The 17,558-nt window shown below is 65.9% G+C and carries 22 protein-coding genes and 1 tRNA gene; 9 read left to right on the top strand and 14 right to left on the bottom strand.

Annotated elements, in window-relative coordinates; genetic code table 11:
• Positions 1-82: 82 nt before the first annotated feature.
• A complete protein-coding gene (locus WFK61_RS22045; RefSeq protein ID WP_199092659.1) occupies positions 83-295 on the bottom strand; it encodes a DUF3126 family protein in 213 nt (70 codons plus the stop codon).
• Positions 296-465: 170 nt separating this feature from the next.
• On the opposite strand from WFK61_RS22045, the gene WFK61_RS22040 reads away from it, so the two are divergent.
• Positions 466-1,842 carry a serine hydrolase domain-containing protein gene (locus WFK61_RS22040; protein ID WP_336814213.1) on the top strand — a complete coding sequence of 459 codons (1,377 nt, stop codon included), beginning with the start codon at positions 466-468 and terminating at the stop codon, positions 1,840-1,842.
• 127 nt (positions 1,843-1,969) lie between these two features.
• The gene (locus WFK61_RS22035; protein ID WP_336814212.1) at positions 1,970-2,308 is read left to right on the top strand and encodes a hypothetical protein; all 339 of its coding nucleotides are present in this window, start codon (positions 1,970-1,972) and stop codon (positions 2,306-2,308) included.
• A gap of 15 nt (positions 2,309-2,323) precedes the next feature.
• Here WFK61_RS22035 and WFK61_RS22030 read toward each other — a convergent pair whose 3' ends face one another.
• Complete coding sequence (locus WFK61_RS22030) at positions 2,324-3,646, bottom strand: serine hydroxymethyltransferase (RefSeq protein ID WP_336814211.1); 1,323 nt, start codon at positions 3,644-3,646, stop codon at positions 2,324-2,326.
• A 127-nt stretch (positions 3,647-3,773) separates the two neighbouring features.
• On the opposite strand from WFK61_RS22030, the gene WFK61_RS22025 reads away from it, so the two are divergent.
• On the top strand, positions 3,774-4,664 hold the full coding sequence (locus tag WFK61_RS22025; RefSeq protein WP_336814210.1) for a LysR substrate-binding domain-containing protein: 891 nt from the start codon (positions 3,774-3,776) through the stop codon (positions 4,662-4,664).
• 5 nt (positions 4,665-4,669) lie between these two features.
• Here the strand turns inward: WFK61_RS22025 and cysE are convergent, their stop codons facing one another.
• Together cysE and WFK61_RS22015 are read right to left on the bottom strand one after the other, a co-directional pair.
• A complete protein-coding gene (cysE, locus tag WFK61_RS22020) occupies positions 4,670-5,518 on the bottom strand; it encodes a serine O-acetyltransferase (protein ID WP_336814209.1) in 849 nt (282 codons plus the stop codon).
• A gap of 189 nt (positions 5,519-5,707) precedes the next feature.
• Complete coding sequence (locus WFK61_RS22015) at positions 5,708-6,475, bottom strand: alpha/beta fold hydrolase (RefSeq protein ID WP_336814208.1); 768 nt, start codon at positions 6,473-6,475, stop codon at positions 5,708-5,710.
• 117 nt (positions 6,476-6,592) lie between these two features.
• Here WFK61_RS22015 and WFK61_RS22010 point away from each other — a divergent pair, with 117 nt between their 5' ends.
• The 4 genes from WFK61_RS22010 to WFK61_RS21995 all read left to right on the top strand — a co-directional run bounded on the left by WFK61_RS22010 (position 6,593) and on the right by WFK61_RS21995 (position 9,624).
• Positions 6,593-7,552: a heparan-alpha-glucosaminide N-acetyltransferase gene (locus WFK61_RS22010; RefSeq protein ID WP_336814207.1), complete on the top strand. Its 960-nt coding sequence runs from the start codon at positions 6,593-6,595 to the stop codon at positions 7,550-7,552.
• 180 nt (positions 7,553-7,732) lie between these two features.
• Positions 7,733-7,984 (top strand): zinc-finger domain-containing protein, encoded by a 252-nt coding sequence (locus WFK61_RS22005; RefSeq protein ID WP_336814206.1) that lies wholly within the window; start codon positions 7,733-7,735, stop codon positions 7,982-7,984.
• A gap of 85 nt (positions 7,985-8,069) precedes the next feature.
• The gene (locus tag WFK61_RS22000; RefSeq protein WP_336814205.1) at positions 8,070-9,251 is read left to right on the top strand and encodes an FAD-dependent monooxygenase; all 1,182 of its coding nucleotides are present in this window, start codon (positions 8,070-8,072) and stop codon (positions 9,249-9,251) included.
• A 58-nt stretch (positions 9,252-9,309) separates the two neighbouring features.
• A complete protein-coding gene (locus tag WFK61_RS21995) occupies positions 9,310-9,624 on the top strand; it encodes a hypothetical protein (RefSeq protein ID WP_336814204.1) in 315 nt (104 codons plus the stop codon).
• A 3-nt stretch (positions 9,625-9,627) separates the two neighbouring features.
• On the opposite strand, the gene chrA is transcribed toward WFK61_RS21995, so the two are convergent.
• Positions 9,628-11,013, bottom strand: a complete 1,386-nt coding sequence (chrA, locus tag WFK61_RS21990; protein WP_336814203.1) for a chromate efflux transporter — start codon at positions 11,011-11,013, stop codon at positions 9,628-9,630.
• Positions 11,013-12,290 (bottom strand): hemolysin family protein, encoded by a 1,278-nt coding sequence (locus WFK61_RS21985; protein ID WP_336814202.1) that lies wholly within the window; start codon positions 12,288-12,290, stop codon positions 11,013-11,015. The genes chrA and WFK61_RS21985 overlap by 1 nt, the downstream gene beginning before the upstream one ends.
• A 111-nt stretch (positions 12,291-12,401) precedes the next feature.
• On the opposite strand from WFK61_RS21985, the gene WFK61_RS21980 reads away from it, so the two are divergent.
• A complete protein-coding gene (locus tag WFK61_RS21980) occupies positions 12,402-13,049 on the top strand; it encodes a DUF938 domain-containing protein (protein ID WP_336814201.1) in 648 nt (215 codons plus the stop codon).
• Between the two features lie 117 nt (positions 13,050-13,166).
• On the opposite strand, the gene WFK61_RS21975 is transcribed toward WFK61_RS21980, so the two are convergent.
• The 6 genes from WFK61_RS21975 to WFK61_RS21950 all read right to left on the bottom strand — a co-directional run bounded on the left by WFK61_RS21975 (position 13,167) and on the right by WFK61_RS21950 (position 16,894).
• Positions 13,167-13,253, bottom strand: a tRNA-Leu gene (locus WFK61_RS21975).
• A gap of 93 nt (positions 13,254-13,346) precedes the next feature.
• The gene (locus tag WFK61_RS21970; protein WP_336814200.1) at positions 13,347-13,475 is read right to left on the bottom strand and encodes a hypothetical protein; all 129 of its coding nucleotides are present in this window, start codon (positions 13,473-13,475) and stop codon (positions 13,347-13,349) included.
• Between the two features lie 157 nt (positions 13,476-13,632).
• The gene (locus WFK61_RS21965) at positions 13,633-14,727 is read right to left on the bottom strand and encodes a tyrosine-type recombinase/integrase (protein WP_336814199.1); all 1,095 of its coding nucleotides are present in this window, start codon (positions 14,725-14,727) and stop codon (positions 13,633-13,635) included.
• Complete coding sequence (locus WFK61_RS21960) at positions 14,717-15,046, bottom strand: hypothetical protein (RefSeq protein WP_336814198.1); 330 nt, start codon at positions 15,044-15,046, stop codon at positions 14,717-14,719. Before WFK61_RS21960 ends, WFK61_RS21965 begins: the two co-directional genes overlap by 11 nt.
• 548 nt (positions 15,047-15,594) lie before the next feature.
• A complete protein-coding gene (locus tag WFK61_RS21955) occupies positions 15,595-16,020 on the bottom strand; it encodes a hypothetical protein (protein ID WP_336814197.1) in 426 nt (141 codons plus the stop codon).
• Between the two features lie 73 nt (positions 16,021-16,093).
• Positions 16,094-16,894 (bottom strand): hypothetical protein, encoded by an 801-nt coding sequence (locus tag WFK61_RS21950; RefSeq protein WP_336814196.1) that lies wholly within the window; start codon positions 16,892-16,894, stop codon positions 16,094-16,096.
• Between the two features lie 33 nt (positions 16,895-16,927).
• Here WFK61_RS21950 and WFK61_RS21945 point away from each other — a divergent pair, with 33 nt between their 5' ends.
• Positions 16,928-17,122 carry a hypothetical protein gene (locus tag WFK61_RS21945; RefSeq protein ID WP_336814195.1) on the top strand — a complete coding sequence of 65 codons (195 nt, stop codon included), beginning with the start codon at positions 16,928-16,930 and terminating at the stop codon, positions 17,120-17,122.
• Here WFK61_RS21945 and WFK61_RS21940 read toward each other — a convergent pair.
• Complete coding sequence (locus WFK61_RS21940) at positions 17,119-17,256, bottom strand: hypothetical protein (protein WP_336814194.1); 138 nt, start codon at positions 17,254-17,256, stop codon at positions 17,119-17,121. The genes WFK61_RS21945 and WFK61_RS21940 overlap by 4 nt on opposite strands.
• Complete coding sequence (locus WFK61_RS21935; RefSeq protein WP_336814193.1) at positions 17,253-17,417, bottom strand: hypothetical protein; 165 nt, start codon at positions 17,415-17,417, stop codon at positions 17,253-17,255. The genes WFK61_RS21940 and WFK61_RS21935 overlap by 4 nt, the downstream gene beginning before the upstream one ends.
• Positions 17,418-17,558 lie beyond the last annotated feature (141 nt).

Raw genomic sequence — 17,558 nt, 5'->3', positions numbered from 1 at the left:
CTGGAGCTTACTGGATCATCCTTCGAGACGCCGCGTTCCGCGGCTCCTCAGGATGAGGGCTCCAGTCTTCGGCTCTGGCGCCTCAATCCTCGAGATCGACGTCGAGGATCGCCATGGTGAAGTTGAAGGAGCGGTCGCCGTCCTCGTCGTCGACATGGATGATGCCGATGAACTCCTCGCCCAGATAGACCTCGGCCGAGTCGGTCTTCTTCATCCGGGCGCGCACGCTGATCGCGTGGTTGTTGAAGGTGCGGCGCAGATAGGTTTCGAGCTTGGCGAGTTCTGTCTTGTCCACGGTCCTGGGTCCTTTCGAATTGGCCGGGAGCGATGCCACGGCAGGCCACGAAGGGCAAGCGAAAGCAGCCACTCCCGACATGGCGGCCCCCACCCATCCGCTGGTTGCGGATGCCATACGGAATCGTGCCATGTTCGAGAACCTCCGGAACCTTGACGGACCTTGAGACCATGAAGCCGTGGCTTGCTCCCGCCCTCGATTATGTCGCGACCTGGCTCGATTTCCAGCGCAGCCACCATGAGCAGCCGGGCTGCGCGGTCGCGATCGCCGATGGCGACGAGGTCGTGCTGGAAGCCGCCTTCGGCAGCGCCGACCTCGCAACCGGCGAGGCGCTGACGCCGCGCCACGGCTTCCGCATCGCCTCGCATTCCAAGAGCTTCACCTCGGCGGGCATCCTGCGCCTCGTCGACGAGGGCCGCCTGCGTCTCGACGACGAGGTCGGCAGCCTGATCGACGGCCTGCACCCGGAGGTCGCCAAAGTCACCGTCGGCCAGGTTCTCTCCAACAGCGCCGGCCTCACCCGCGACGGTCCCGATGCCGGCCAGTTCCTCGACCGCAAACCCTTCTGCAGCAAGGCGGAACTGCTCGCCGATCTCGCGAATCCGCCGGTTCTCCCCAGCTCGCAGCGCTTCAAATACTCGAACCATGGCTTCGCCCTGCTCGGCCTCGTCATCGAGGCCGTGACCGGCCAGAGCTACAATGAATGGATCACCGACGAGGTCGTCGCCAAGGTCGGCCTCACCGAGACCAAGCCCGATATCGGGCTCTGGGGCCCGCGGCCGATGGCAAAGGGCCATACCGGCCGGCAATTGCTCGGCCGGCGCATGGTCATTCCGGCCGACAATCACTGCCATGCCATGGCTTCCGCCACCGGCTTCGTCGGAACCGCCGCCGATGTCGCGCGCTATTTCGCGCAGCTCTCGCCCCATGCCGAGCACAGCATCCTCTCGGCCAGGAGCCGCCGCGAGATGGTCCGCCGGCTCTGGCCCGACGATGAATCCAGCCTCGGCCGCCATTACGGGCTCGGCACGATTTCCGGCGGCGAGGGCGACTGGCGCTGGGTCGGCCATTCCGGCGGCTTTCAGGGCTTCATCACCCGCACCGCGATCATCCCGAAGCAGGGCCTGACGATCTCCGTCCTGACCAACGCCATCGACGGCCTCGCCCATCCCTGGCTCGATGGCGTCGCCCATATCCTGAAGGTCTTTGCCGAGCGCGGCGGCCCATCGGCCCAGACGCGGGACTGGACCGGACGCTGGTGGACGCTCTGGAGCGCGACCGATCTCGTCCCCGTCGCCGATCGCGTGCTCTGCGCCGCGCCTGCCCTGCTGACTCCCTTCCTCGACGCCGCCGAGATCGCGGTCGAAGCGCCCGACAGCGGCCGCATCGTCCGCGCCTCCGGCTTCCACAGCCCCGGCGAGACCGTCGCGCTGGAGCGCGAAGGCGGGAAGGTGCGCTCGGTCAGGATGGCCGGCTCGCGCCTGCTCGATGCCGGCGCGATGCGCGCCGAGATGGAAGAGCGCTACGGCGGCAAGGCCAACAGCTAAGGCGAACCACTTTTTTCAGGAAACACGGGTCATCCCGGGCGACCGCAGGGAGACCCGGGATGACAGCGTAGATATCCGCCACGCATTCGCCGCCTTCCGGTCGCAGCCTTCGCTGCGAGGGCTGGCCATGCGTGTTCTTGCCTCGATGATCGCCGCTGTCCTGATCGCGGGAGCGACGGTCGCGCGCGCTCATCAGGCCCCGCGAGGCTGGGACTACCCGTTCTACTGCTGCCTCGATTCCGACTGCGCCCAGATCGAACCGGAAGCCGTCCGGGAAGTCACGGGCGGCTTCGTTGTGACGATCGCGCCTGGCAAGCACCCGATGTGGTCGAGCGAGCGCCGTAAGCCGCTGACGCTCGAAATCCCGCAGGACAAGGCCAAACAGTCGCCGGACGGCCACTGGCATCTCTGCATCGACGACTCCGGCGAACTGCTCTGCTTCTTCGCGCCGGGCAACGATTCCTGACGCCAGCCGCGGCGCTCACCGCATGAAATGCAGCTCCCGGAACCGGCCGCGGAAGGCCGTGACGTCCTTCGCGACCGCCTCGGCCGGGCGCGAGCCGTTCAGCCCCTCGGCGATATAGCCGGCCAGTTCCGGCATATCCGCAGCCGTCATGCCGAAGCGGACGATTTCCGGCGTGCCCAGACGCAGGCCGTTCACATCGCCCTCGACAGCCGGCAGCGGCAGGCCGATGCCGCAGGAGAGAATGTTCACCGCACGCAGCTTCTTCGCGGCCGCCTGCCCGCCGCCATAGGTCGCGGCCTCGATCGCGAACTGGTGCGAGGTCGTCATGCCCCGGTCGCGGGCGAAGACCGGCACCTGCCGCTCACTGAGTGCTTCGGCCAGCGCCTTCGCCGTCTTCGCCATCTCCTGCGCATAGGCGCGGCCATGCGCCTTCCAGTCCAGCAGCGAGACGGCGAGCGAGGCCGATTTCGCCGCGTCGAAATTGGCGGTGAGGCCGGGATAGGTGATGGCGTCGAGCTTCCGGGCGATCTCGGCATCGTTGGTCACGATCAGACCCGAAGGCGGCCCGCCGAGGCTCTTATAGGTGCTCATCGTCATCAGATGGGCGCCCTCCTCCAGCGGCTGCTGCCAGCCATGGCCGGCGATCATGCCGGACATATGCGCCGCATCGAACAGCACGATCGCCCCGACCTCGTCGGCGATGGCCCGAATCTCGCGGATCGGGTGTGAGAAGAGATTGAGGCTGCCGCCGATCGAGATCAGCTTCGGCTTCAGGCGCAGCGCATCCGCCCGCAGCTTCTCGACATCGACCGTATAGCGCAGCGGATCGATCGGCGCCGGATGGGTCACGATGCCGTAGAGCCCGGCCGCACCGGCGCCGTGATGGGTGACATGGCCGCCGATCTCGCCGGGCGGCGCGATGATGCAGTCGCCCGCCTTGGCCGCGATCATGAAGGCGTAGAGATTGGCGATGGCGCCGGACGGCACGCGGATCTCGGCATATTTTGCGCCGAACACTTCGGCCGCGAGCTCAGCGGCGATGATCTCGATCTGCTCGATCGCCTCCAGCCCCATCTCGTATTTGTCGCCGGGATAGCCGAGCGAAGGCCGCGCGCCGATCCCCGCCGAGAGCAGCGCCTCGGCCTTCGGGTTCATGACATTGGTCGCGGGGTTGAGATTGACGCAGTCGCGCTCATGGATCGTCCGGTTCTCGGCGGCAAGCGCATCGATCCGCGCCGCGATCGCATCGAGCGGCTGGTTCGCCGTCTCGGCCGCGACCTTAAGCACATAATCCTCGCTCGCTTGGGGAACCCAATCGCGCCTGCCCAGTGCCGTCATCTCGCTCGTCTCCCGAACCGACCCGTCCCTCGTTGCCGTCATAACAGCGGTTTGCCGGCCTGCGTGCAAACGAGTATTCATCGCTTGCAGGCTGAGGAATTCTCAGCCTGCAAGCTGGAGTTTTGCCTTGCCGGTCAAACCGCCGCGCCCGCGCCTGCCTTCGCTCAATGCGCTGCGTGCCTTCGAGGCTGCTGCGCGCCTGGAAAGCTTCGCCAAGGCGGCCGACGAGATCGGCGTCACGGCCGGCGCCATCACCCAACAGATCAGGCAACTCGAAGCGACCTTGGGCTTCGCGGTCTTCCGCCGCCTGCCGCAGGGCGTCGCCCTGACCGAGGCGGCACGCGAGGCCCTGCCACGCCTGACGCGCGGCTTCGACATGCTGGGACAGGCGGTGCAGGCCTTGCGCGAGGCACAGCCGCATCGCCCGCTCGCCATCGCCGCCCTGCCCTGCATCGCCCAGCTCTGGCTCTCGCCGCGCCTGCCGGCACTGCAGGCGGCGTCCCCGGACTTGCAGATCTCGATTGCGGCGATGGAGGAGCCGCCCGATCCGCAGCGCGATCCGTATGACCTGTCGCTGTTCTACCGGGAGGCCGCACCACAAGGCGGTGGGGTTCAACTGGCGGACGATGCGATCCTGCCGGTCTGCGCGCCTGCTCTCGCCGCGAAGCTCGCGACACCCGCCGATCTGGCCGCGCAGACGCTGTTACATGACGCGGTCTGGCGCAGCGACTGGGCGCGTTGGCTCGCCTTCGCCGCGCCCGGCGCCAAGGTCGATCCAGGCCGCGGCCCGGCCTTCTCACTTTACAGCCTGGCACTCGATGCCTGCCTGTCGGGTTCAGGCATCCTGATGGGGCGCATGAGTCTCGTCGGCCCGTATCTCGCGGCGGGCAGGCTCGTCGCGCCCTTCCCGCAGGCCATGCCGACGCCGGACCGCCTGACGCTCGCGACCGCCACGGCAACCGGCGCACACCCGCGCCGAGCCGAGATCATGCACTGGCTCGCCGACGCGGCCAGTTGAGCCCGTCAGATATAGGCGCCGCAATCGCCGGCGAGCGTCTGGTCCATCGAGCGCGAGGGCTCGGCACAGCCCGCTTCCCCGACCACCTTGGCCGGCACGCCCGCCACGGTCTTGTTGCGCGGAACGGGCTGGAGCACGACCGAGCCGGCCGCGATGCGGCTGCACTGGCCGACCTCGATATTGCCGAGAATCTTGGCGCCGGCACCGATCAGCACGCCCTTGCGGATCTTCGGATGGCGATCGCCGCCCTGCTTGCCGGTGCCGCCCAGCGTGACGCTGTGCAGCATCGAGACGTCGTCCTCGATGACGGCCGTTTCGCCGACGACCAAGCCCGTCGCATGGTCGAGGAAGATGCCCTTGCCGATCCGCGCCGCCGGGTTGATGTCGGTCTGGAACACCTCGGACGAGCGCGCCTGCAGGTAGAGCGCGAAATCGCGCCGGTCCTGCTTCCAGAGCCAATGCGCGAGACGGTGGCATTGCAGGGCATGGAAGCCCTTGAAGAACAGCACCGGCTCCAGCACGCGATAGCAGGCGGGGTCGCGGTCGAGCACCGCCATCACGTCGGCGCGCATGCCGGCACCGATCGTTTCGTCATGGGCCATCGCCTCGGCAAAGCCCTGCTCGATCAGGTCGGCGGTCACGGCGGGGTGCCCGAGCCGGGCCGCAACACGATGCGCAACGGCGCCTTCGAAGCTCGGCTGGTTCAAGACGGAAGCGACGATCAGCGTGCCGAGCGCCGGCTCGGCGGCGACGGCAGCCTCGGCCTCGGTCCGCAGGCGGGACCAGACGGGATCGAGCCGGTCGAGCCCGGTTGCGAAGTCGCGTGCTTCCACGACGGAGCGCCCTGACGGCATGGTCATTCTCCCGAAAGACGGGTTCGGCAGAAGGACAGCCTAGCGCAAGGCAGGTGTCCGCATCAAAAGCTCAGGCCGAACCGAAGTTGAATCGAAAAGCGAGGCAGCGGAATCAGATTTTCAGGGAAGATCGACAACACATTGGCGTCGCCCGCTTTTCCGGATTGCCTCTCGTCATCGCGGAGGTTCTCACAAACGCGCGAGGAAGTCGAGGACGGCCTGCTTGTGGCTCTTGTCGCCGACCGCGAGGTTGTGGTCGCGCCCGACGATGTCGAAGGCCACGGCGCCCGGGATGAGCTCGGCCAGTTCCGGCCCGGAGCCCGACACATCGTCCTTGGTGCCGACGCTGATCAGGGTCGGAACTGTGATCTGCCCGACCTGCTCGGCGGTCAAGGTCTGGCGCGAGCCGCGGATGCAGGCGGCCAGCGCCTCGAGGTCGCTCTTGGTCTGCTCGGCGAAGGCGCGGAACATGCGCTGCATCGGATCGGTCAGCACGTCGAGCGACGGCGCCTCCATCGCATCGGCGATGCCGAGCGGCAGCCCGACGCCCTCGACGAGATGAATGCCGAGCCCGCCAAGGAGCAAGGCCTCGAGCCGGCGCGGATGTGCCAGCGCCAGATGGGCCGAGATGCGCGCGCCCATCGAATAGCCCATCACCGCGGCGCGCGGGATATCGAGATGATCCATCAACCGGCGCACGTCCTCGGCCATGACCTGCGAGGAATAGGCGGCGGGATCGTAGAGCTTCTCGCTCTGGCCATGGCCGCGATCGTCGAGCGCGACGACGCGATAGCCGGCATGGGTCAGCGTCTTCGTCCACTGGGTGTTGACCCAGTTGATCATGTGCGAGGAGGCGAAACCGTGGACCAGCACGATGGTGCGGTGCTTCGGCTCGTCATTGATCGGCGCCATGTCGATGAAGGCGATCTTCACGCCGTCGGAAGAAAAGCTCTGCATGCAGGTCTCGGATCGTAAGATCGGAACGGTCACCCTTCCCTGCCATGACCGGGCGGCTTTGGGTACCCGCCATGGCGCGGCTTGCTTATGAGCGCCCGCCATGATGAACGATGGCCCATGACCCAGCCCGCTCCTCGCGAATCGTCACGCCTCGCCATCGTCGACATCGCCCGCGGCGTCGCGCTGCTGGCCATGTTCGTCTACCATTTCGCCTACGACCTCTCGATGTTCCGGCTGATCGAGACCGATATCGTCACCGAGCCGGGCTGGCGCCTGTTCGCGCGCGGCATCGCCGGCACCTTCCTGACCATCGTCGGCTTCAGCCTCGTGCTTGCGACGCGCAAGGGCCTGGATCTCAAGGCCTATCTCAAGCGCCTCACCATGGTCGCGGGCGCGGCAGCCCTGGTCACGCTCGGCACCTGGCGGTTCATGCCGGGCGATTTCATCTTCTTCGGCATCCTGCACCATGTCGCGGCCGCGAGCGTGCTCGCCCTGCCCTTCCTGCGCCTACCGGTCATCGCCGTCGCCTTGGCGGCGGTCCTCGCCTTTGCACTGCCCTCCTTCGTCGCCCATCCGCTATTCGACCAGCCCTGGGCGGCCTGGCTCGGCTTTTCGCGGGCGCCGTTCCACACCGCCGATTTCGTGCCGGTCTTCCCCTGGTTCGGCTGCGTGCTGAGCGGCATCGCGCTGGCCCGCCTCGTCCTGCCGCGCCTCGCCGGTTCGACGCTCGCCGGCTGGCGGCCCGGCAACAAGGCAACCCGAATCGTCGCCTGGGGCGGGCGCCACAGCCTGCTTGTCTATCTCGTCCACCAGCCGCTCTTCATCGGCGCGCTGATGCTGTCGATGCAGGTCGTCGCTCCGACCTCGCCGGAGGAACGCGCCTTCCGGAACGAATGCCAGCGCAGCTGCTCCGGCCCCAATGTGCCGCAGGAGATCTGCCGCATGGTCTGCGCCTGCACGGTCGATGGCCTCAAGCGTGAGCAGCTCTGGCAGAAGGCGCTCGACAACCTGCTCTCGCCGCAGGAAAGCGCCCGGATGACCGAGCTTGCGCGCGGCTGCCTGCGCGACGGGCGCTGATACAAATCGCGCACTGGAGCATTTTCGAGCGAAGTGGATACCCGTTCGCGTCAAGAAAATGCGACAAAACAAAAGGCTAGAGCCTTTTCGCGTTTCGGGGAAATGTGGAAAGGCTCTGGCGTCGGGCCGCCTCACGCGATAGGTTGCGGCCGAATTTCAGACCTTCGAAGAGCGACGACCATGGCCGCCACCGGCATCCCGCATTTCCACAATGACCTCGGCGTTCCCGTCATCAAGGTCGGCGCCCACGAGTTCATGTGCATCGGCGCCAAGCCGCCCTTCGACCATCCGCATGTCTTCCTCGACATGGGCGCGGACCACGAGATCATCTGCCCCTATTGCTCGACGCTGTTCAAATACGAGCCGTCGCTGAAGGGCGCCGCCTGCATCCCGCCGGAATGCGCCTATACCGATCCGGCCAAGGCGGCCTGAGGCTCGCCCATTGCATCCGGCGCGCGGGTTCTGAGGGGCACCCGCGCCTCGTCTTCCAGCACCATCATCGAAGGCGTCCGATCCCGTGTCCGCTCCTCATTTCGTCATCGCCGGCGCCGGCATCGGCGGCCTGACCATGGCCCTGTCGCTGGCGCGGCGCGGCATCGCTGCGACCGTCGTCGAGAAGCGCACCGGCTTCGGCGAGACCGGAGCCGGCCTGCAGGTCACCTCCAATTCCGGCCGCGTGCTCGATGCGCTCGACCTCGCCTTGCCGCTGAAGCGCATCAGCGTGACCTCGCACGGGCTGATGATCCGGCGCTGGGCCGATGGCTCGCAGGTGCTGGAGATGCCCTCCAGCCCCGAGCGCATGCCGACGCCGTTCCGCATGATGAAGCGCAACGACCTGCATACCGTGCTGCTCGACGCCGCCCGCGCCATGCCGAATATCCGCCTGATGGTCGGCCGCAGCGTGGACGAGGTCACCCAGAATTCCGATGGCGTCACGATCGGGCTCACCGCGCGCGACGGCGTCGGCGGGACGCTCTCCGCCCTCGGCCTGATCGGCGCAGACGGCCTGTGGTCGCGCGTGCGCGATCTCACCGGTGACGCCTCCCCACCGGTCTTCACCGGTTACGAGGCCTGGCGCGCCGTGGTGCCGGCCCGCGCCGGCGACAAGCCGCACGTGACGCTGCATATGGGCTCCGGCCGCCATGCGGTGCATTACCCCGTCGCGGGCGGCAAGGAGATCAACATCGTCGTCGTTCGTCAGGCCAAGGAAGCCCGCGAGGGCTGGTCCCGCGATGGCGACCTCAATGTCGTCACCGAGCATCTCGCCGGCGCCTCCCCGGCCTTGCGCGAGCTCACCGGCGCGGCCCAAGGCTGGCAGGTCTGGTCGCTGTTCGATCGCAAGCCCGCCGCCATGGCCAAGGGCCGGGTCGCGCTGCTCGGCGATGCCGCCCACCCGATCCTGCCCTTCCTGGCGCAGGGAGCCTCGCTCGCCATCGAGGATGCCGCGGTGCTCGCCCGCCTGCTGGCCGAGACGCTCGGCCGCGAGGGCGCTGCCGGCGTACCCATGGCGTTCGCTGCTTATGCCGCGGCCCGCGCCCAGCGTGTCGCTCGCGTGCAGGAGGAAAGCCGGGGCAACGGCCGCAACTACCATATGGGCTGGCCGCTCAGCATCGCCCGCGATTTCGCGCTGAAGCGGCTGGGGCCGGAGGGCCTGCGCAATCGCTATGGCTGGCTCTACGACTGGCAGGATGCGGCCTGATCTCGTCAAAGCCGCAATCGGTTCCTATCTTTGTGCCGGAGGAAGGGACCAACACCAGATGATCCGCGTCAATCTCTACGAGCAGCTCAACGGCCGCACCCGCGCCATGCCGCGCTGGCAGGCCTGGCTCGCCATGGCGGCGAGCCTCACCGTCGGCGTCGCGCTTTTCGTGCTGGCCGCGAGCCTCGCGCTCATCCTGATCCCGGTCGTGCTGGTCGTCGGTGCGATCGCGGTCTGGCGCCTCAAGGCGAAGCTGAAGGCGGCGGGCATCGACCCCGCCAATCCCTTCGCCAACCAGCCGCGCCAGCCGGATCGGGTCGAGGTCATCGACGCCGAATACCGCATCATCGAGCCGGACGAGCCGCGCCGCTGAGGCTCAAAACCCGCCTTTGAGCAGGATGCCGGCGACCGCGCAGGCGGCCAGAACCGGCACCATGCCGAGCTTGAAGCGCAGCAGCGCGATGGCGGCACCGGCCGCCAGCAGAGCCGCGCGCCAGTCCAGCGAGGTCAGGACAGGCACCTCCGGCTTCATCCCGAGGACAGGCACGCTGGAAACCTCGCGGAAGAGGACGTGCAGCCCGAACCAGAGCGCCAGGTTGGCGATGACGCCGACCACGGCGGCGGTGATCGCGCCGAGCGCGGCCGCAAGCCCCTTGTTTCCCTTAAGCGCCTCGACATAGGGCGCACCGAGAAAGATCCAGAGGAAGCAGGGTGCGAAGGTTACCCAGACCGTGAGCAGCGCCCCGAGCCCACCCGCCAGGAGCGGTGGCAGGCTGCCCGGCGCCCGGAAGGCAGCGAGGAAACCGACGAACTCAAGCACGAGGATCAGCGGCCCCGGCGTCGTCTCGGCCAGCCCCAGCCCGTCGAGCATCTCGCCGGGCGCAAGCCAGCCGAAGCCGTCGACTGCCGCCTGCGCAACATAGGCCAGCACCGCATAGGCACCACCGAAGGTCACCATCGCCATCAGGCTGAAGAAGCTGCCGATCTGCGTCCAGACGCTGGCCGGGCCGGTAACGAGCCAGAGCAGGGCAACAGGCGCCAGCCAGAGCGGTAGCCAGAGCGCGAGCACCCGTGCGGCCTTGCCGGCCGAGGGGCGGACATGCGCGAGCACTCCTTCCGACAGCAACCGATCGACCAGCCCCACGACCGGGGGCCCGGCCGCGCCATGCCGGCCGCCTCCGCCAAACCAGTCCGGCCGGATGCGACTGCCGAGCCAGCCGATGAGCCCGGCGGCCAGGATGATCGCCGGAAACGGCGCCTTGAACAGGAAGATCGCGGCGAAGGCCGCCACCGCGACGCTGACCATCGCCCCGTTCTTGAGCGCCCGGCGGCTGATCCTGAGCCCTGCCTCGATCACGACGGCGAGCACCGCCGCCTTCACGCCAAAGAAGATGCCGTCGACCAAAGGCACATGGCGCCAGGTGACATAGAGGATGCTGAGCCCCAGCATCACCAGCGCGCCGGGCAGGATGAACAACAGCCCCGCGATCAGGCCGCCGACCGTCCGGTGCATCAGCCAGCCGATATAGACGGCGAGCTGCTGGGCCTCCGGCCCGGGCAGGAGCATGCAGTAGTTGAGCGCGTGCAGGAAGCGCTCCTCGCCGATCCAGCGGCGCTCCTCGACCAGCTCCTTGTGCATCAGCGCGATCTGGCCGGCCGGCCCGCCGAAGGACAGGAAGCCGATCCGCGCCCAGACGCGCGTCGCCTCGCCAAGCGTCGGGAGCCGCGCCGATGGCTCCGGCTCCCGCGCCAAATCCGGCATCACTCGATCCGGGTGACCAGGATCTTGTCGATGCGGCGGCCGTCGAGATCGACGACCTCGAAGCGCCAATGCCCCTTGTCGAAGCTCTCGCCGACATTCGGCAGATGGTTCAGCTCGGCCAGGATGAAGCCGGCGACCGTCTGGAAATCGGCATCGCGCGGGATCGGAATGCCGAGCTCATGCGAGAACTCGTCCACCTGCATCCAGCCGGCGACGAGATAGGAGCCGTCCGCGCGGGTGACGATCGCCGGCTCATCCTCTTCCTCTTCCTGGAAGGCGCCGATGATCGCCTCCAGCACGTCGCCGGGCGTGATGATGCCCTCGAAATGGCCGTATTCGTCGAAGACCAGCGCCATATGCACGCGGCTGGAGCGGATCTCGCGCAGGACATGCAGCGAGTCGGCCGTATCCATCACGATCGGCGTCTCCTGCACCAGCGCGCGCAGGTCCTGCGTGTCGCCGGCCTGGAGGAACTCGATCAGATCCTTGACGACGATCACGCCGACGATCGAATCCGCCTCGCCATCCTGCACGGGCAGGCGCGAGCGGCGCGTCGCGCGCAGTTGCTGGCGGATTTCCTCGGCGCTGTCCTCGAGATCGATGACCTCGACCTCGCGGCGCGGCGTCATCAGGGCCCGGGCCGAGCGGTCGGCGAGGCGCATCACGCCCGCGATCATCTCACGCTCGTCGCGCTCCAGCACGCCGGCCGTCTCGGCTTCCGCGATGATGGTGCGAACCTCTTCCTCGGTGACCTTCTCCTCGGACTCGCCCTTCTGGCCGAGCAGGCGCAGCACCGCCTTGCCGGAGACATCGAGCAGGAACACGATGGGCGCGCCGATCTTGGACAGGAGCCACATCGCCGGCGCGACCCGCGCCGCCACCCGCTCGGGGTCGCGCAATGCGATCTGCTTCGGCACGAGTTCGCCAAGGATCAGCGAGAGATAGGTGATCGCGACGACGACGATGCCGACGCCGAGCGTATCCGACACCGAAGGCGAGAAACCATGCGTGCCCAGCCATTCGGAGAGGCGCGCGCCGAGCGTGGCGCCGGAGAAGGCGCCCGAGAGCACGCCGACGAGCGTGATACCGATCTGGACGGTGGAGAGAAAGCGACCGGGATCTTCGGCCAGGCGCATCGCGGTTGCGGCGCCCTTGCTGCCCTGATCGCTGAGAACCTTGAGGCGCGCCGTGCGTGACGAAACCACGGCGAGTTCCGACATGGCGAGGAGTCCATTGACGATCGTCAGCGCCACGACGACCAGGATTTCGGTTAACAAAACCAGCCTGCTTGCTGCGAAGCCGCGACATCTGGCGGCTCGCTTCCAAGCCCCTTATAGCGGATCGCGGCTCCAACGCGATGGGCCGGACGAAAGATTCGTGAGCGGATAATGAGCAAGCCCCAATTCTGGCAGCCGACCGCCGATCCCCAGGCCGCCTCCGATCCCCGCCTGCGTGCGCCCTCGGCCCAGCGCAACCGCGATGCGATCCTGGCCGTGCTGAGCGATATCCTGCCTTCTTCCGGGCTCGTGCTGGAGGTCGCCTCCGGCTCCGGCGAGCATGCCGTGCATTTCGCCGGCGCCCTGCCCGGCCTGATTGTCCAGCCGAGCGATCCCTCGCCTGATGCAGTCGCGAGCATCGCGGCCTGGACCACCGAATCCGGCCTCGGCAATATCCGCGCGCCGCTCGTCGTCGATGCGACCGCGCCGGACTGGCCGATCGAGGCGGCCGACGCGATCCTCTGCATCAACATGATCCATATCGCGCCCTGGGTCGCCGCGGAGGGGTTGTTCCGGCAGGCGGGGCGCCTGCAGAAGCCCGGCCAGCCGCTCTATCTCTACGGCCCCTATCGCCGTCCGGGCCGGCCGCTCGAACCGGGCAATGCCGCGTTCGACGAAAGCCTGCGCAGCCGCGACCCCGCCTGGGGGCTGCGCGAGCTGGACGCGGTCGCAGGGCTCGGCGCGGCCAACGGCTTCGGTGCCCCCGCGATCATCGAGATGCCTGCGAATAACCTGAGCCTGATTTTCAGGAAGATCTGACTGCCGGGCTGCGCATGCTGACGCGAGGCAGAATCAGCTTGGTGCGGACGGCGGGACTCGAACCCGCAAGCCTTTGAAGGCGCAAGATTTTAAGTCTCTTTTTGTGACACGGGGCAGTGGTGCGGACGAGGGGACTCGAACCCCTAAGTCATTGAAGACGCAGCATTTTAAGTGCCGTGCGGTTACCAATTTCGCCACGTCCGCCCTGCTATGACATGGCCCGTGTCACGCCATGCCACCATTCTGTGCCCCGTGCCAAAATCGGAGGACACGAGGGGATAAAAGTCCCTTTTTGTGTCACCCGAAGACGGCTTTGGCGAGACCTGAGAGGATGAACCCGCAGCCCTTGCCGACGAACCATAGGACCGTGGCAATGCAGACTAGCAGGAGCCCCGTCAAGGGGATGTTCGCGAGCCGGGCGATCATGCCGCCTTCTCCGTGAGAAGCTTCATGAGGAGGTAGGCCCACACAGGCTCCAGCGTGGTTGACAGAGTGCCCATCTCCACGCGCCAAAGGAGCCGCTGCCGGAAGTCCTGCAACGGAACGAAGCGAACTCCCTTAATTTCACGAGGTCGGTAAACGCTCATGCCGCCTCCTTCGCCAGATCAGGGCCGCCGTTGTGCCCAATCCCGTGCTCCGGCTCCAGCGCGGACACCGCAGCCATGAGGTTCGTCGGCGCGAGGACCGCATAGCGCATGGTCATGGTGATCGTCTTGTGCCCGAGCCACTCCTTGATGACCGGGATCGGGACGCCACGCTGAACCATACGGGAAGCGCAGGTATGCCGGCAGACATACGGGACGAAGTTCGGGTCGTGCGTCAGGTTCATCATCGCCCGGACACGATCCCAAACCAGCCGCATCCACGTATTGTCATACGGGAAGAGCCGTTCGGTTTGTGAAGTCACTCCAGCTTTCCGGCGAGTCACAGTCCGGTAAACGCGATCCGTCATGTAGACCGTTCGCGGCAGGTCCGTCTTGTTCTTCCAGATGGTGATGGACTTGCGCTTCAGGTCGAAGTCGCTCGCCGGGATCGAATAGAGTTCGCCCGGCCTCATGCCGGTGTCGATCAGGCACTCGATGGCTTCCCGATGGTCGTCCTTCCCGAGCTGCGTCACGAGGCCCAAGAGGGTCTTCTCCTCGGCCTCCGTGAAGAACCGGAAGCGGCCGACCATCGCCTTCTTACGCTCGATGGTAGGGAGCCGGTTCAGGTGTCCGCGCGAGTGTGCGAAGCGGACGATCCGGGAGACCACGGCCAGCTTCTTGTTGATGGTCGAGTTGCTGTTCCCCTTCAGGATGAAGCTCTCGACCAGCCGGTCCAGCATCTCCGCGTCGATCCGGTCGAGCGTGATGTCCTCCACGAAGAACCGCTTCAGCTCCTCGATAATCAGCATGTTCTTCCCGTCGCTGGGCTTCCCCTTCCAGTACATGGTGTGGGTCCGCGAAGCGAAGGTGGAGAACCGTGCACCCTTGCCCGCAGGGGCCGAGCTGTCCGCTTCCGGATGTCCGGTATTGGATAACTCAGGGCGTGGAATAGGCTTCTCGCTGGCAATTGCGAGCTTCGCCGACGCCATCCAGAGGTCCGCCGCTTCCTTCGTCTTGAAGGTATGGCGGAGCCTCTCCTGTCCAGGCGGCTTTATGTCAGCCTGCCAAGACTTTCCTCGCTGCTTAACTGCCATCTTCAGGCTCTCCAGTTGGGCCGAGAGTGTCGAACAAGGATTGTGCGAACCGCTCTCCGGCCGTGGTGATGGTGACGACTGATCCACTAGGGCTTGAAGCAATGTGGATCAGCTTTTCCCCCTCAAGGAGCTTCAGGTTCCTATAGGCGGAGGCGGTCGGCATGTTCAGGAGCGTCTCAAGCTGCGGCTTTGAGATTTCCTTTTTCTGCGCGATCAGCATGAACATGAGGGCCGTCTGAAGCTCCATGCGCGGGTGTATCATCCGCAGCCGGGTTATCAGATTTGTTGCCCTCTCCAGCGGCGAGAGACCAGAGTTCATCGTTGAACTTCCATTCAAAGTAGCGGCTCACACAGAGGTGGAACGGGCCTATCCAAACCTCCAGAGACCAAGCGTCCCTGTTTAGGCTGGAGCCCCATTGCCAACAAGTGGAGTCGAACGACGCAATCAGCTCTGTGTTCCGGAGCTGGTGGTAGGTGTGGAACTGCATTGTCGTAACCGTTTCGAACAGGGGTCCACCCGCTCAGCCTGAAGGCTGTCCCTCGCGGCCCGGAGCGCCTGTCATCGCTTCCGGGTGGTAGGCATATACACGCATTCATTCCTAATGGGGATAGCAATAGGAACATATCCCCATATTAGTTAACGCGCACTCCGGCCACAGCTCTGCCGTGACGCCCCCGTGGCTAGTCTCCCTACCAACGGCTTCCCCTGTACCGGACTGCCGATGGCTATAAGGGAGGCAAACTCAACTCAATGTAGCCAAAAAGACTCACCGTTGAGGCAACCTGTTGATGTGTTCTTAATTGTTCTGATTAGGCGCCAAGAATGCACCGTGCGAGGCCCGCTATTACAGGCCCCGAGGCGCTGCATTACCAGCTTAGCGACACTTCGTCGCAGAGTTTTCTAAGTTCAGGCGGCAGACGACTACCTGTCATACTAAAGTTGGATACAAGGTAGTCCCGCAGGAGGTCCGCGACGACTGCAAGAGCCTCCGTAACCTTACCGGCCTCTTCATCGGCCTGCTTGTTCGCCTCCTTCAGCTCCTCCACGAGCCCCTCGTTCTCCTTTACGAGGTCTTGGATTTCCCGCTCGGCGTCGAGCCGCATTTGATCTGCATCAATTGCCTTTGCTCTCTCCGCGACCAGCTCCTCTTCAACCTCCTCCAGCGCCTCTTCGATGCTGTCGGTGTACTTGTTGTTGAAGCGGTCGATCCTGTCGCCCTCGGCGAGCTCATCTTCCAGCTCCGCGATCCTTGCCAGAGCTGCGGCAAGGTCCGGGTTGACCGTCATGTTCATGTGAAGTCACTCCACGTTTCGCTATGGGCTTACGCGAAGGCCCTGCCGTCTCCGGCAAGGCCCTCTGGAAAGCTCACTTCAGGTTGCAGGCGGCCACGAAGGCGTCGAAGGCCATACCGACCTTTTCGGCCATCTCCTCCAAGCGGGACTTGGCGGCAGCCTTTTCGCCGTCCGTCGCGCCCTTGGTGTAGAGTCCCCAAACCTTGGCCGCACGGAGCTTGGTCGCTCCCGAGATGAAGCCGGGCGGGTTCTCTTCAGGCTTGCTGCCGGAGGGCTTGGAGCTGCCCTTGCCGCCCTTCAGGCTGGCATTCTCGGCCTCAAGCTCAGCAACGCGGGCAAGAGCCTCGGCCAACTCCCTGCGGAGCTTCTCGGCCTCTGTCTCCCGCTTTTTCTTCTCCGGCTTGGCTTCTCCGCCTTCGCCCTCACCTTCGCCGCCCCCGCCTTCGCTGGAGCCTGCCGAGGCTTTCTTCGCGGCCGACCAGATGGCCATGACGCCATCGACCGACCATTTCTGCTTGTCCTCCGGCAGGGCCTCAACGGCAGCCATGATGTCCGCCCAATTCGCGGCGAGTTTCATCAGGCGGGCACGCCAGCTAGGATCGAACGGGAAGCGCTGTTCCTCGCACCACTTCCCGAAGGCGCCCTTTCCGGTCCCTGCCAGCGTCTCTTTGACCTCGTTAAGGGTCTCGCCGATCAGCCGGAGGTCCTCCAAGGTTGCCTTGCTGGCCCCCTTAGCGGCGTCGTAACGCTCCCGGATGGTAGCGGCAGCCGCCATCAGGAAGTTGTGGTTAGGGGCTTGGCCGTGCTCCGGGGCTTCCGTGCCAGCTTCATTCATGCGAGCGTCTTCGCCCGCCGCCTTGTCGGCAGTCGTCATAGTCATTCTCCAGATGTTGAGAGGAGCCCGGCGATGACACCGGAAGAGGCCCTGAAGCACATCGGGTCGCTGGTCGAAGGCGTTGACGAGCACACGAAGCCCGCGATCCTGCTACCGACGATCAAGAACATTCAGGAGTTGTTGCGGAAAGCTGACGAAGCCGAGCGGGAAGCCCGTAAGAGCGTCCGCAGCATCATCAAGGAAGCTACCGCGACCAAGGGGCGTTAGGCCCCGTGGGTTTCGGCCTTACTCAAGGGCCTCATCAGGCGGAATTGACGGCGACCCTCAACAACCGTGAAGAGGGCCGACAGGATCAGCGCGGGAAGCGCGAGGATCAGGCAGGCAAGCTGTGCGTCGCTCATTGCGAGACACCGTAAGCGGAGCGCCAAGTGCTCCAGCGGAACTCTTTGTTCACATGGGCGCAGACCGTGCCGACCTCTTCACAGAGGCGCTTGCGTTCGGCCATGTCCTCAGTCCGGGCGATAATCGCGGCGAGCTGGATGAAGTGCTTTTTGCTCATCATCAGGCCCTCGCCAGAGAGCGGCGGAAGCAACTGTCAAACGGCGCGCAATGTTGCCCCCCGATCGGCGTCCAATATTGACCCCTTGATGAGCTGTGGCGGTCAGGAGGCGGCGCGGCGGAGCTGGTTTGGGTTGCACAGCCG

It is taken from the genome of Allobosea sp. MMO-172 (assembly GCF_037147855.1).
In the GTDB taxonomy this organism is placed as follows: Bacteria; Pseudomonadota; Alphaproteobacteria; order Rhizobiales; family Beijerinckiaceae; genus Allobosea.
Note: the sequence above shows the minus strand (reverse complement) of the source record. Positions and strands in the feature narration are given on the sequence as shown.

Bases quoted from the DNA above. Each gene is read 5' to 3' on its own strand.
- WFK61_RS22040 (WP_336814213.1), top strand. From the start codon at position 466: ATGAAGCCGTGGCTTGCTCCCGCCCTCGATTATGTCGCGACCTGGCTC.
- WFK61_RS21955 (WP_336814197.1), bottom strand. From the start codon at position 16,020: ATGAACATGACGGTCAACCCGGACCTTGCCGCAGCTCTGGCAAGGATC.
- WFK61_RS21935 (WP_336814193.1), bottom strand. From the start codon at position 17,417: ATGATGAGCAAAAAGCACTTCATCCAGCTCGCCGCGATTATCGCCCGG.
- chrA (WP_336814203.1), bottom strand. From the start codon at position 11,013: ATGCCGGATTTGGCGCGGGAGCCGGAGCCATCGGCGCGGCTCCCGACG.
- WFK61_RS21965 (WP_336814199.1), bottom strand. From the start codon at position 14,727: ATGGCAGTTAAGCAGCGAGGAAAGTCTTGGCAGGCTGACATAAAGCCG.
- WFK61_RS21980 (WP_336814201.1), top strand. From the start codon at position 12,402: ATGAGCAAGCCCCAATTCTGGCAGCCGACCGCCGATCCCCAGGCCGCC.
- WFK61_RS21940 (WP_336814194.1), bottom strand. From the start codon at position 17,256: ATGAGCGACGCACAGCTTGCCTGCCTGATCCTCGCGCTTCCCGCGCTG.
- WFK61_RS21995 (WP_336814204.1), top strand. From the start codon at position 9,310: ATGATCCGCGTCAATCTCTACGAGCAGCTCAACGGCCGCACCCGCGCC.
- WFK61_RS21970 (WP_336814200.1), bottom strand. From the start codon at position 13,475: ATGATCGCCCGGCTCGCGAACATCCCCTTGACGGGGCTCCTGCTAGTC.
- WFK61_RS22015 (WP_336814208.1), bottom strand. From the start codon at position 6,475: ATGCAGAGCTTTTCTTCCGACGGCGTGAAGATCGCCTTCATCGACATG.
- WFK61_RS22005 (WP_336814206.1), top strand. From the start codon at position 7,733: ATGGCCGCCACCGGCATCCCGCATTTCCACAATGACCTCGGCGTTCCC.
- WFK61_RS21950 (WP_336814196.1), bottom strand. From the start codon at position 16,894: ATGACGACTGCCGACAAGGCGGCGGGCGAAGACGCTCGCATGAATGAA.
- WFK61_RS22035 (WP_336814212.1), top strand. From the start codon at position 1,970: ATGCGTGTTCTTGCCTCGATGATCGCCGCTGTCCTGATCGCGGGAGCG.
- WFK61_RS21945 (WP_336814195.1), top strand. From the start codon at position 16,928: ATGACACCGGAAGAGGCCCTGAAGCACATCGGGTCGCTGGTCGAAGGC.
- cysE (WP_336814209.1), bottom strand. From the start codon at position 5,518: ATGCCGTCAGGGCGCTCCGTCGTGGAAGCACGCGACTTCGCAACCGGG.
- WFK61_RS22030 (WP_336814211.1), bottom strand. From the start codon at position 3,646: ATGACGGCACTGGGCAGGCGCGATTGGGTTCCCCAAGCGAGCGAGGAT.
- WFK61_RS21960 (WP_336814198.1), bottom strand. From the start codon at position 15,046: ATGAACTCTGGTCTCTCGCCGCTGGAGAGGGCAACAAATCTGATAACC.
- WFK61_RS22010 (WP_336814207.1), top strand. From the start codon at position 6,593: ATGACCCAGCCCGCTCCTCGCGAATCGTCACGCCTCGCCATCGTCGAC.